Origin of the sequence: Mesorhizobium silamurunense, assembly GCF_014843905.1 — a bacterium.
GTDB classification, from domain to species: domain Bacteria; phylum Pseudomonadota; class Alphaproteobacteria; order Rhizobiales; family Rhizobiaceae; genus Mesorhizobium; species Mesorhizobium silamurunense.
The window spans coordinates 1-11,867 of record NZ_LPVS01000247.1 but is presented as its reverse complement, the minus strand read 5'-3'; the positions used below and the strand labels follow the sequence as shown (position 1 = coordinate 11,867).

14 protein-coding genes and 2 tRNA genes are annotated in these 11,867 nt (G+C 61.7%); 2 read left to right on the top strand and 14 right to left on the bottom strand.

The annotated features are described in order from the left end of the window. From AU465_RS34090 to AU465_RS34045, 10 genes are all read right to left on the bottom strand, one after another. A tRNA-Phe gene (locus AU465_RS34090) sits at positions 1 to 76 on the bottom strand. Between the two features lie 164 nt (positions 77 to 240). Then, positions 241 to 459: a DNA gyrase inhibitor YacG gene (yacG, locus tag AU465_RS34085; protein ID WP_192257549.1), complete on the bottom strand. Its 219-nt coding sequence runs from the start codon at positions 457 to 459 to the stop codon at positions 241 to 243. Beyond that, positions 456 to 1,082: a Maf-like protein gene (locus tag AU465_RS34080; RefSeq protein WP_192257547.1), complete on the bottom strand. Its 627-nt coding sequence runs from the start codon at positions 1,080 to 1,082 to the stop codon at positions 456 to 458. Before AU465_RS34080 ends, yacG begins: the two co-directional genes overlap by 4 nt. Positions 1,083 to 1,101: 19 nt before the next feature. After that, on the bottom strand, positions 1,102 to 1,320 hold the full coding sequence (gene infA, locus AU465_RS34075) for a translation initiation factor IF-1 (RefSeq protein WP_006200926.1): 219 nt from the start codon (positions 1,318 to 1,320) through the stop codon (positions 1,102 to 1,104). 87 nt (positions 1,321 to 1,407) lie between these two features. Then, positions 1,408 to 1,860 (bottom strand): arsenate-mycothiol transferase ArsC, encoded by a 453-nt coding sequence (locus AU465_RS34070; protein WP_312891355.1) that lies wholly within the window; start codon positions 1,858 to 1,860, stop codon positions 1,408 to 1,410. A gap of 157 nt (positions 1,861 to 2,017) precedes the next feature. Continuing rightward, on the bottom strand, positions 2,018 to 2,503 hold the full coding sequence (locus AU465_RS34065) for a UPF0262 family protein (RefSeq protein ID WP_192257545.1): 486 nt from the start codon (positions 2,501 to 2,503) through the stop codon (positions 2,018 to 2,020). 2 nt (positions 2,504 to 2,505) lie between these two features. After that, positions 2,506 to 3,798, bottom strand: coding sequence for a histidinol dehydrogenase (hisD, locus tag AU465_RS34060; RefSeq protein WP_192257543.1), 1,293 nt, complete (start codon positions 3,796 to 3,798; stop codon positions 2,506 to 2,508). Between the two features lie 9 nt (positions 3,799 to 3,807). Then, positions 3,808 to 4,242, bottom strand: coding sequence for a DUF2948 family protein (locus AU465_RS34055; RefSeq protein ID WP_192257541.1), 435 nt, complete (start codon positions 4,240 to 4,242; stop codon positions 3,808 to 3,810). Positions 4,243 to 4,437: 195 nt separating this feature from the next. Further along, a complete protein-coding gene (gene murA / locus AU465_RS34050; RefSeq protein WP_192257539.1) occupies positions 4,438 to 5,730 on the bottom strand; it encodes a UDP-N-acetylglucosamine 1-carboxyvinyltransferase in 1,293 nt (430 codons plus the stop codon). Positions 5,731 to 5,871: 141 nt separating this feature from the next. Continuing rightward, positions 5,872 to 6,096 (bottom strand): hypothetical protein, encoded by a 225-nt coding sequence (locus tag AU465_RS34045; protein ID WP_192257537.1) that lies wholly within the window; start codon positions 6,094 to 6,096, stop codon positions 5,872 to 5,874. Positions 6,097 to 6,321: 225 nt separating this feature from the next. On the opposite strand from AU465_RS34045, the gene AU465_RS34040 reads away from it, so the two are divergent. Both AU465_RS34040 and AU465_RS34035 read left to right on the top strand, forming a co-directional pair. Next, positions 6,322 to 6,396, top strand: a tRNA-Thr gene (locus AU465_RS34040). Positions 6,397 to 6,498: 102 nt separating this feature from the next. Beyond that, the gene (locus AU465_RS34035) at positions 6,499 to 8,208 is read left to right on the top strand and encodes a site-specific integrase (protein ID WP_192257535.1); all 1,710 of its coding nucleotides are present in this window, start codon (positions 6,499 to 6,501) and stop codon (positions 8,206 to 8,208) included. Between the two features lie 60 nt (positions 8,209 to 8,268). On the opposite strand, the gene AU465_RS34030 is transcribed toward AU465_RS34035, so the two are convergent. From AU465_RS34030 to AU465_RS34015, 4 genes are all read right to left on the bottom strand, one after another. Continuing rightward, positions 8,269 to 8,655 carry a hypothetical protein gene (locus AU465_RS34030; protein WP_192257533.1) on the bottom strand — a complete coding sequence of 129 codons (387 nt, stop codon included), beginning with the start codon at positions 8,653 to 8,655 and terminating at the stop codon, positions 8,269 to 8,271. Continuing rightward, positions 8,645 to 9,205, bottom strand: coding sequence for a hypothetical protein (locus tag AU465_RS34025; protein ID WP_192257531.1), 561 nt, complete (start codon positions 9,203 to 9,205; stop codon positions 8,645 to 8,647). The genes AU465_RS34030 and AU465_RS34025 overlap by 11 nt, the downstream gene beginning before the upstream one ends. Positions 9,206 to 10,306: 1,101 nt before the next feature. Further along, positions 10,307 to 10,795, bottom strand: coding sequence for a hypothetical protein (locus AU465_RS34020; protein ID WP_192257529.1), 489 nt, complete (start codon positions 10,793 to 10,795; stop codon positions 10,307 to 10,309). Beyond that, positions 10,788 to 11,657, bottom strand: coding sequence for a GIY-YIG nuclease family protein (locus tag AU465_RS34015; RefSeq protein ID WP_192257527.1), 870 nt, complete (start codon positions 11,655 to 11,657; stop codon positions 10,788 to 10,790). The genes AU465_RS34020 and AU465_RS34015 overlap by 8 nt, the downstream gene beginning before the upstream one ends. Between the last annotated feature and the right edge of the window lie 210 nt (positions 11,658 to 11,867).

Here is an 11,867-nt window from a genome sequence, read left to right as displayed (position 1 = left end):
TGGTGCCCAGAGGCGGATTCGAACCACCGACACGCGGATTTTCAGTCCGCTGCTCTACCAACTGAGCTATCTGGGCCTGTGCCGGCTAACGGGATCGCCCGCCGGGTTTCACCGGAGCGCCGGGCGGCACCCCTTGAAAGCGCGTGGGTTATAGCATGGGAATTCGGCCTGTCCAGCGCTTAGGTGTCGATTTCGTCGGGAAAGAAAAATCGCCGGAAAACGGCCAATTGCCGCGTGCCCTCACTCTTCGTCTTTGGGCGAGGGGGCCTGCTGCGAGCCTTCGTCTTCTTCCTCTTCGTCGCGGCCGGGGATGACATAGGCGCCTTTCAGCCAGCGATTGAGGTCGATGTCCTTGCAGCGCGCCGAACAGAACGGATAGTACTCGCGCACGGAAGGCTTGCCGCATTCCGGGCAGGGACGCTTTGGCCTGAGCGGCGTTACTTTTTCGTCCGGGCTCATGGCCGCGCGACGTGCCAGTTCTTGTGCGCCTTGAAGCCCTCGCCGGAAAGCAGCGCGACACTCTCGTAAAGCGGCAGGCCGACCACATTGGTGTAGGAGCCGACCATCTTGACGACGAAGGAGCCGGCGAGGCCCTGCACGGCATAGCCGCCGGCCTTGCCGCGCCATTCGCCCGACGCGATATAGGCGTCGATCTCCTCGCGCGGCAGCCGCTTGAAGCGAACTCTCGTCTCCACCAGCCGCTGCCTGAGCTTGCCGCTCGGGGTGATCAGGCAGATGCCGGAATAGACACGGTGCGAGCGGCCGGAAAGCAGACCGAGGCAGTTCACGGCGTCGTCGATCGTCTCGGCCTTGGGCAGGATGCGGCGCCCGACCGCCACCACCGTGTCGGCGGCGAGGATGAAGACCGGCGCATGGTCGTCTTCGCTTTTCAGCGAAGCCAGCGCCTTCTCGGCCTTGTCCTTGGAAAGGCGCTTCGCCAGCGAGCGCGGATGCTCGGCGCGCAGCGGCGTCTCGTCGACATCGGCGGGCAGCACGCGGTCCGGCTCGATGCCGGCCTGCTGCAACAGCTCGATGCGGCGCGGCGAACCCGAGGCAAGCACGAGCTTCTGCAGGTTGCTCATCGCGGTTCGCGCCGGGCTGTTACTTGAAACGGTAGGTAATGCGGCCCTTGGTCAGGTCGTAAGGCGTCATCTCGACCAGGACCTTGTCGCCGGTCAGCACGCGGATACGGTTCTTGCGCATGCGGCCGGCCGTGTGGGCGATGATCTCGTGCTCATTTTCGAGCTTCACGCGGAACATCGCATTGGGCAGCAGTTCCGTGACCACACCTGGAAACTCGAGGACTTCTTCCTTCGGCATTCGATACCTTTGCTTGGATGGAGGTTCCGGCGGCCGGCCGGAATTCGCGGCGGAACCTATATGATAATCGCCTGCTTGTGAACATGCTTAATCCGTCGCGTTTTTTGCCTCTGGAAGCGAAAAACGTCGGCTTATGCGCGCTTTCAGGCGCTCGCGCACATCGCGATAGGCGGCCATTATGTGCTCGCGCGTGCCGCCGGTGTCGGTCGGATCGGGCATCGGCCAGTACTCGACTTCGACGGCGAGCGACCGGGTGAGCTCGAGCGCGGCGTGATGCGCTTCCGGTGCCAGCGTCACGATCAGGTCGAAATAATCGTCTTCCAGCTCGTCCAGCGTCCTCGGCTGCCGCTCGCCGAGCGTAAGGCCTTCTTCGGCAAGCACGGCGTCGACGAAGGGGTCGCGCTCGCCGCTGCGCACGCCGGCCGACGCGACGAAAGTGGTGGCGGGTAGCAGCCGTCGCGCCAATTGCTCGGCCATCGGCGAGCGCACGGCGTTCATGCCGCACAAAAACAGGATCGAATGCGGCAGCCCGGCCAGCACTAGAGCATGATCCCGAAAAGTGGGAACCGGTTTTCGGAGAAGATCATGCTCCGACAAAAGAGCATGATCCCGAAAAGTGGGAACCGGTTTTTGGAGAAGATCATGCTCCAACAAAGAGTTAGATCAGGATGGCGATTCAACGAAACGTCATCCTGATCTAGCCCCGCCAGTGCAGCACACAGACCAGCGTGAACAGCCGGCGCGCCGTATCGAAATCGATCTCGATCTTGCCGGCGAGCCGGTCCTTCAGCGTTTGCGAGCCTTCATTGTGCAGGCCGCGTCGGCCCATGTCGATCGCCTCGATATGGCTGGGCGTCGAGGAGCGGATGGCCTCGTAATAGCTTTCGCAGATCAGGTAATAGTCCTTGACGATGCGCCTGAGTGGCGTCAGCGACAGGATGTGGGTGACCACGTCGGCGCCATCCTGGCGGCTGACGGCAAACACCAGGCGCTGCTCGGCCAGCGACAGCTTCAGCCTGTATGGGCCGGCGCCGCCGTCGTTGACCGGCCGGAAGCTGTTTTCCTCGATCAGGTCGAAGATCGCCACCGCCCGCTCGTGCTCGACATCGGGCGTCGAACGTCCGATCGATTCGTCGAGCTCGACGTCGATCAGCCTGTCGCGGTTTTGGTGGTGGCCGGACATCGCTACATGTTCAGCCTGATCGCCACGGAGCGCGCGTGCGCGTCGAGCCCTTCCGCCTCGGCGAGCGCGATCGCCGCCGGCGCCAGCGCCTTGAGCTGTTCCGGCCCGAGCTTCAGGATCGACGTGCGCTTGACGAAATCGAGCACGGACAAGCCCGAGGAGAAACGCGCCGAGCGCGCCGTCGGCAGCACATGGTTGGAGCCGCCGACATAGTCGCCGATGACTTCCGGCGTGTGGCGGCCGATGAAGACGGCGCCGGCATTGCGCATCCTGGCGAGAAAGTTCTCGGCGTCGTCGAAGGCGAGCTCGACATGCTCGGCCGCGATCCGATCGACCAGCGGCAGCGAGGCTTCGATTGCCGGCACCAGGATGACTGCCCCGAAATCGCGCCAGCTTGCCGCAGCCGTCTCGGCGCGGGGCAGAACTTTGAGCTGGCGTTCGACCGCTTGCTCCACCGCCTTGCCGAAATCGCCATTGTCGGTGATCAGGATCGACTGCGCCGACGCGTCATGCTCGGCTTGCGCCAGCAGATCGGCGGCGATCCAGTCCGGGTCGTTGTCCGCATCCGCGACGACAAGGACTTCCGACGGCCCGGCGATCATGTCGATGCCGACGGTGCCGAACACCTGGCGCTTGGCCGCCGCGACATAGGCGTTTCCCGGCCCGACGATCTTGGCGACCGGCCTGATCGTCTCGGTGCCGTAGGCGAGCGCGGCGACCGCTTGCGCCCCGCCGACGCGGTAGATCTCGGAAACGCCGGCAAGGTCGGCCGCGACCAGAACCAGCGGATTGATGGCGCCGCCCGAGGCCGGCACCACGATCACGATGCGCTCGACGCCGGCGACCTTGGCCGGGACGGCATTCATCAGCACCGAGCTCGGATAGCTGGCCGTGCCGCCGGGCACATAGAGGCCGACCGCCTCGATTGCCGTCCAGCGCGAGCCGAGCTCGACGCCGGCGGCGTCCGTGTACCGGTCGTCCTTCGGCTTCTGCCGCTCGTGATGCGAGCGGATGCGGTCGCGCGCGAATTCGAGCGCCTCGATCGTTGCAGGATTGGCGGCGGCATAAGCCTTGGCGATATCGTCCTTGGAAACGGCGATGCCGAGCCTGCTCAGATCGGCCTTGTCGAATTTCAGCGTGTAGTCGGTGAGCGCCTTGTCGCCCTCGGCGCGCACCCGCGCGATGATGTCGCGCACCACCGCCTCGACATCGGCCGACACCTCCCGCTTGGTGGTGAGGAATGCCGAAAAGCGCTGCTCGAAATCGGCGTCGGTTTGGCTAAGCGTGATGGCCATTGTCTGTGCTCAGGTCCTGTGAACAGGGCGTGAGGTGGCTTCCCAGGAGCCGCCGATATCGGCAAGCCGCGCCTCGATGCACTCGACGTCGAGCATGATCGTGCCGCCTCCGGAAAACACCAGCTCGATGATGCCGGCCGGCTTGCTGATTGCAACGAAGCTGATCGCCAGCAGCGAAAGCACCTCAGCCGGCTTGTCGCGGGCAATGCCGCTGGTCTTGGCGCCGAGCACGCGGTCGAAATGCAAAATACTCTGGCGCCGCTCATTGTGCTGGCGCAGGAAGCCGGATTTCGCCTCCCAGACGAAGCGGTTCATGGTCAGCACAAAGCGTTTGGCCGCCGGCAGGTATTCGAGGTCGGAGACCTTCATCACGGCGTCCTGGACATGGGCCGAGACGATGCTCAGATCCTGGTCGTCGAGCGCGATGAGCTTGAGAGCGGCCATGCGGAATGCGCACCTGAACGTTGACAATTCAAAGTTCTGTTAGAGCATGATCCCGAAAAGTGGAAACCGGTTTTCCGCAAAGATCATGCTCAAACAAAAAGATTAGAGCCTGTTTCGCCCCGATTTGATCGGGACGAACAGGCTCTAGTGGGTCTTTCCGCTCTGCGCAACCGACGCGCGGCCGCACCGGCTCCTTTAGCCCGAAATCCGCTCGATCACCGCGCCGCAGCCGGAGAGCTTCTCTTCCAGCCGCTCGAAGCCGCGGTCGAGGTGATAGACGCGGTTGACCACGGTCTCGCCCTCGGCGGCAAGGCCGGCGATGACCAGCGAAACCGAGGCGCGCAGGTCAGTCGCCATGACCGGCGCGCCCTTGAGCCTGGCGATGCCGTCGACGATCGCCGTCTGGCCCGACAGCGTGATGTGGGCGCCGAGGCGGGCAAGCTCCTGCACATGCATGAAGCGGTTCTCGAAGATCGTCTCGGTGATGCGCGACTTGCCCTTGGCCATCGTCATCAGGCCCATGAACTGCGCCTGCAGGTCGGTCGGGAAGGCGGGGAAGGGCGCGGTCGTCACGTCGACCGGTGCGATGCCGGCGCCGTTGCGCTTGACGCGGATGCCCTCGTTGGTGGGCGTGATCTCCGCGCCGGTCTCGACAAGAACGTCGAGCGCGGTCTGCAACAGGTCGGGTCGCGCGCCTTCGAGCACGACGTCGCCGCCGGTCATCGCCACCGCCATGGCGTAGGTGCCGGTCTCGATGCGGTCGGGAATGACGCGGACCCGTGCCCCCGACAGCGCCTCGACACCCTCGATGGTGATGGTGGAGGTGCCGGCGCCATGGATCTTGGCGCCCATGGCGATCAGGCATTCGGCGAGGTTGACGATCTCCGGCTCGCGGGCGGCGTTTTCGAGCACCGTCTCGCCCTTGGCGAGCGAGGCCGCCATCATCAGCACATGCGTGGCACCGACCGACACTTTCGGGAACACGTAGCGATTGCCGTGGAGACGGCCATTCTTCGTCTTGGCGATGACGTAGCCGTTGTCGACGTCGAGCTCGGCGCCCAGCGCCTGCAGGCCCTCGAGGAACAGGTCGACCGGGCGGGTACCGATGGCGCAGCCGCCGGGCAGCGACACCTTGGCCTCGCCCATGCGGGCAAGCAGCGGGCCGATCACCCAGAAGGAGGCGCGCATCTTCGACACCAGCTCATAAGGAGCGGTGGTGTCGACGATGTTGCGGGCGGAGAAATTGATGGTGCGCGAATAGCCTTTCTGCTGCTTCTCGCGGCGGCCGTTGACCGAATAGTCGACGCCATGATTGCCGAGGATGCGGATCAATTGCTCGACATCGGCCAGATGCGGCACGTTTTCGAGCGTCAGCGTATCGTCGGTGAGCAGCGAGGCGATCATCAGAGGCAGCGCCGCGTTCTTGGCGCCCGAGATCGGAATGCTTCCGGCAAGCTTATTGCCGCCGACAATTCTGATGCGATCCATGGAAAACGTCCCCTCGGCCCGGACGGGCCGGTTTCAATCGGTTGAGTATGCCCGGCTCTAGACTATTGGCCGGTGCGGTTCAAGAAATAGGATTTCCCCATCTGTGGACCAAGTGTGGACAGCCAGTGTGGCTGATTTGGGTTACCTTTTCTGCATTTTTCCAGCAGACGGCAGTCCTTCCGGCTGCTGATCCGGATCGCAGGCGCGCTGCCTGTCAGCGTCGCAAGCGCGCTGCTTGTCAGCGTCGCCGGCGCGCCGGGAGCGCGCCTGCGCCTTGCGTTTCTGCAGGTTGGCGCGCAACGCTTCGGCGAGCCGGTCCTTACGCTCGCCGCCGCCCTTTTTCGGTGGATTTGCCTTGTCGTTCATCGTCCCGTTCCGGCCAGCGGCTAGCCGGCTGTGGTTCAGGCATAGTTAACATTGTGGCGTCGCCATGTCATGAAAACCTGCTTGGAAGCGGCTTTCACAGCCGCGGCAGTCAATACATGTCGCCCAAAACTGCGAAGCGGTTTTGCGACAACGACCTGCGTCGTTTTAAGGTTTTCTTGGCCTTGCGCTTGCCGGTTCGTTATGGCAGAAGCGCCGCCATCGCAGGCTGCGGTAGCTCAGTGGTAGAGCACTCCCTTGGTAAGGGAGAGGTCGAGAGTTCAATCCTCTCTCGCAGCACCAGCCTTTTTCGAAGCAGCATCAAAAACTTAGAGTTTTCCATGGCTTCCGTCAATTCGGACTGTTATGGGGATATGCTCTGGTATGGCTGGAAGTCGGTGGAGAATGCGGGGTCTGTCCAAGCGCAAAGGCTCTGAGGTTTGGCAAGGCAAGTTCCGAATCCCCCAGCGTCTCTGGGATCGGCGCGACGATTTGCTGAAGCTGGGGGCCACCGGGATCGGCGGAAGCCAAGAGTTCACCAAGTCGCTCGGGGCGCGGGATAGGGGCGAGGCGACCCGCAATTACCGCAAGAGATTAGACACCTGGGAGCAACTCCTGGAGGCCTGGCAGGGTCTCCTTGACACGGGCCCCCAGCGGCTCAGCCACCAGCAACTTGTCGCTCTCGCGGCGGAGCGGGCAAGGGCATTCCTCACCGCACATGAGGCAGACCCCTTCGACGCTCCCCCGGTTGCGGGCCAGGTGCCCCTGCCAATTGGCGATGATGGCAGCTTCGCCCGGAGCATTGCCGCGCTGCCCATTGCCGAGCGGGAGGCCCTGTTGGCGGACCTCAAGCGTTACCTTTCGGCGGGCGAGGATGACCGTGGCAGCCTGACCCTTCGCCTCCTCGGCACACACCCAGCTCTCCGCAAGGCGCTCGCTCCAGACTTTGTGGCCGGGCTTGAGGCTATGCACGGAGAGCAGTCCGACGAGGCTCTCCTGGCACGGGGCCTGCATGTCGACGCCGAGACCCGCCGTCTCTTGAACCTCCAGATGGCGCACAAGATGGCCGCCGTTGGGCTCGCTCTCGAAGAGCGCCGCGCGGGCCGCTACCGGCCGGTTCCCGAGCTGGATGACGCTCCGTCCTTTATCCAGACAACGCCAACACCGAGAGGCGGTAGCAAGGGGGTCACCTTCGAGGCGATCATCGACACTCAGGCCACTAAGCGGAAGGCCGGGCAGGGCTCCAGGCCGATGCGCGAGAAGACGGTCAAGAAGTACAAGCGTATCGCGGAGACATTCGCTGCCCATCGCGGCTCTGACGATGCGGCCACCGTGACCGTCCCCGAGGTCGAGGCGTGGCTGGATGCCATGCAGGAGGAGGCCGGGGTCTCGAACCGCACGGTTGCTGACAGGCTGGTGGCCATCGGGACCATCATCAACTGGGGCAAAAAGCAGCGGGACCACCGGGACGCCATGGCCCAGGCGGAGACAGTCTCGGGGCGAGTAGAGCTGCCCAGCTATATGGAGAAGCCGGCAGACGAGACGTCCTATACTCTGGAGGAAGCCCGCACGGTTCTGCTAGCGGCCCGGAGGGAGGAGGATGCAAGCAAGCGGTGGCTGCCCTGGCTGTGCCTCTATGCCGGCCTGCGGATCAGTGAGGCGAACACTCTCAGGAAGTCCGACTTCTTCCAGGCGGAGGACCTCTGGTTCTTCAAGGTGACCAGCGCCGGCAAGCGCTCCCTCAAGACAGCAAACAGCGAGAGGCGCATCCCGGTCCATTCGGCATTGGAGGCGGAGGGATTCCTGGCGTGGGTGGAGGCGGCTCCTCAGGGCCAGCTCTTCAGGGATGGCGCTACGTCCCTCATGGGGCGGTGGGTGCGGAGCAAGGCGGTGGGTCTGGTGAGGCCTGGGCTGTCCCCTAACCACGGCCTACGCCACCTCTTCGTCGGCCTATCCCGGCGCTATGGGCTTGAGGGGAGCGCGGCGGAGTATCTTGCGGGGCATTCCACCCAGGCGGTCCACGCCAAGTACGGCTCCTCCGATGTCATGCTGCCTGGGCTTGCGACCGAGATGCGAAAGATTGAGCCGCTATTGGAGTTGCCGAAGGGCGGGTAGGCGAGGAGATCGGCGGCGCTATGCCGAGCCCCCATAACACAATGGTGCTACACAGAGCTATTAGGCGTCGTCGTCATCCGTCAGAAGGAATCCTAGCGCGTTTTGGTCCTGTGCAAATTGACCTTCCACTGATTTGAAAAGGTTATTAATTGCCGCCACACTGGGGCTGGAGGCAATTCTATACTCCATGGTGTTGATTACACTTGCTTGCCAAATATCGAACCCGTAGCGATCATCCCAAACGTAGGTTTCTTCATCCGTCCAAAGCTGTTGCTCGAACGAGAAGACAATGTATGTCTTTCCCTCCTGGGTAGTGCGGAAGGCTCGATCAAGGCGTCGTGTATCGCTCAAAGGATAGTCGTCGATGAGTTCCCAGACGACCTTTCGCTCGATCGTGAGTCGCGTCAGTTTAGAGATCGCCTTCACCCATTCGCGGTCACTGTACATCTTTTCTCTTCCGCTCATCACGCAGGTAGTTATCTATCTCGACATCAAGCTCTTCGAGAGCCATGTGAACCGCCCAGAACCCACCAACGTTTTGCGAGATAGGCGCTCCAGAGTCGGCCGTTTTGGTCGCAACCTTCTTAAAGCGTTTCAAGGCCGCGACAGCATCCGTCGTGGCGGTCCTAACAGAAGCGCCTTGCGGGTGTGATTTGACAGCCCGCAAATTCGCTGACAAGCGAGCCACCACTCCATCGGACAACAGTTCTGCAATAGGTGCGTCGGCTTTGCCAAGAAATACCGAGGTGTCGGCACCCAGGCTTTTTCTGAGTTCGGGCATTCGGGTACGGCCGACATATCGGCGGGAAAGCCGCGTGACCTCATAGGCCGCGATTCCTGAGAGGCAGAATCCCCAATACGTCAGTATGTAACCAAGAAGCGACCAGATAGTGGGCGACTCTTCGACAAACGTCTTGTTCTGGAGGTCCGCGTCGGCCCAAACTGCCAACAGCGCCAAACAAATCGGGGCTACTAGTAACCCAAGTATCCAGCGCAACCACAATTCTGCAGCCCCCAACCCCAAGCCGGAATTTAGTTACTTGTGCTGAGTTTACAATCCCAATTGGATTATGAGGCGGCAAGCGAAAGCCCGCCTGCCAGCAGGCCTAGAAGCCGCTCACCCTCGGACGCTCGCCGCAACCCGGATCACCCCAAAGGGTAGCTCACGCGAAGTCTCAAATTTTCGTGGCAGGGCGCGGGCTTCCCCCGGTGGGGCTGTCACGAAAGGCCAACGGGGCCGGAACGCCGAGGGGATCATGCAATAAGTCGCCACCAAGGCGGCCATCGCGAGCCTGGGGAAGGAAATGAGCGTCGAACGCGGGTGCTCACTCTCGGCGGCGCGGTGGGGTTCGCGGTATGATCGCGGCCCGCGCAACTCCGGCTCGTCTGGCGGCCAGCGGAGGCGGCCTACTCACGGTGGCGTTGCCAACATCGCGTCGAGCCGACGATAGGTGGCGGCCACCATCAGGTCCGCCCTGGAAGTCTCAAAATCCGTGGAGCCGGCACCCAGGTTAGGGGATCAACGGGCACGTGATCACCTTTGCTCTCTTCGCCAACCTGTCGGAGCGAGCCAGCCATTTCGTTCTGTAACAGTGAGACAAATTTCCCTCGAGCCTGCCAGACTTGTTGCCTCAGTTCTAGACCTCGGCTTCGGCCATGGACTGTCAGATGTCTTGCGACGTAGCAGGCCTTCAGAACCTGATCTAAGACTCGTACTCGTACACCCTCATCAGCCGGGGAGCTGTCCCCAGATTGAACATTCGGAAAAAATAGCCGACCTCTATCCACCAAAGCACTTGCGCGATGGCTGAGAATTTCAGTTGCAACCGCGCCATATGCGTCCTCCTTTGATAGCGGTGCACACGCGGTTTCGATCTCCGCCATGACGTCAATCACCTCGCTGCCCCACCGTGTCATTTCCGTGTCACGCTGGCGCTCACGATCTTTCTTTTCCGCGTCCCGAAAGTGCCTGTCAGTCCGCAGAGCTAGATAGGATTGAATGACCGTCGTCGTACCGAACAACACGGCAGCTAGCGCCGCGACTGATTCCCATCCCATAATTCCCCCTTCGCTGAACGTTGAGCGCTCCGTAATTTCGCTAATGGTTGTCGAACGTGTTGTGGGGTGTTTCTAAAGCGACGGCGCAGTAGACCTCCAGAATTGCTTGATTGACCGGGTCCGGTTCGACCACATACCGGAAGGCCATGTTTCGAATTCGGGCCTTCGCGGCGGAAAAATGCTTCTGGAAATCCAGATCCCTCATCTTTTCGGCGCGGGTGTCGGGATGACCCTTGACGTAAGACCTGCCGGTTCGCCCGCTCGTTAGGCATGCCAGCCGATACGCGAACGGGGCGACCCCGTCGCCGGAGCTTTCCCGACGATGTGCGTAGAACCGGCCGACGATGTCGTTCGTGCGTCCGACATAGAGGTGGCAGCCACCTTCCGTGAGCAGATATACCCCTCGAAGGCGTCCGTCCGGTGGCAGATGCACCGGTGGGAAACGCTCGCCAACAATAGGATGCATCTCTAGAAGTCGGTTGAATGATGGCACCAGCGTTTCAACCGTCGCCCGAAAATTCTCATGCATTCGCCAGCCGCCCCTCTACGCTAACCATGGCATCCCAACCCGCAGAGACTTGGGCCAATGGGAGCGAGATGCGCTCGCCTATTGTTCGATTGGAGCGGAAGTGATCCAGCATCGCCTGCTCGACATCGTATGCTGTCATGGCGTTCTCGAAGCGAGCAAGTCGCTCAATCTGCCATTGCTCATCCAGAACTTCTGTCGGGACGTGAGCGTTGATTTCGGCTAATCGGCGATCAGGATCGATGCTGATCCCGATTTTCCAAATATCGCGGGCGCCAAACCTCAACAGATAGGTGAAGCACGGGCCGTCGCAACTTCTAATGACCAGTGCCTCATAGCTGGTTGGGGGAGGTCCCTTAGATCGCCTGTAGGAGGTTCGTCGCTGGACCTTTCTTAGCTCGCTGCTAGACATCGTGAAGGGCCTAGACAATGGGACCTCGTGGTGTGGGAGCCTCAACACCCTGCTTGCAAGCTTGGCCGGCAAAAGCCATGGATGGCGGATGGCCTTCATCGGGACTTTGCCGAGTATGGCCCGTGTCAGGGAATACGGCTCGTCGAATTGCCAAGCCCTAAGTGCCTTCACCGCCCATGGCCACTGAAACGTCCCGTAACGCTCCGTCCCTGCCGCAATCATTGCATCTGTAAAATACTGCTCTACCCGCCCCCTTTCTTGACCGAACTCCATCATCCCGACGATCTTGCCGCGCATCGAGTTATCCGGGGCTCCTCTGGTGGCTAAGAACACCATCCTGCTTCCCGGTTCATATCCTTCGACTAGAGACTGGGCCGCAGCTTCCAAACTGAAGGTCACTGCGGGCCAATCGATCGGATCGAACCCATGGAAGTACTTTGCGTAGATTTTCATTCTTTCGCCCTCCCTGCCGCAGAATGCCTTGTGCGTTTGAGATTGCAAAGGGTGATGCGGGCTGATGTATTCGAGCCGATTCGAAGGGGGCATCATGGCAACTGGTCGCGTAACACAAGCCGAGATCAACAAGGCAGCGTGGGCTGCCTGCGACACCTTCTGACCTTGCCCCTTTGATCTAATCCGGTTTGAAGTTCGTTCTGGCCCATC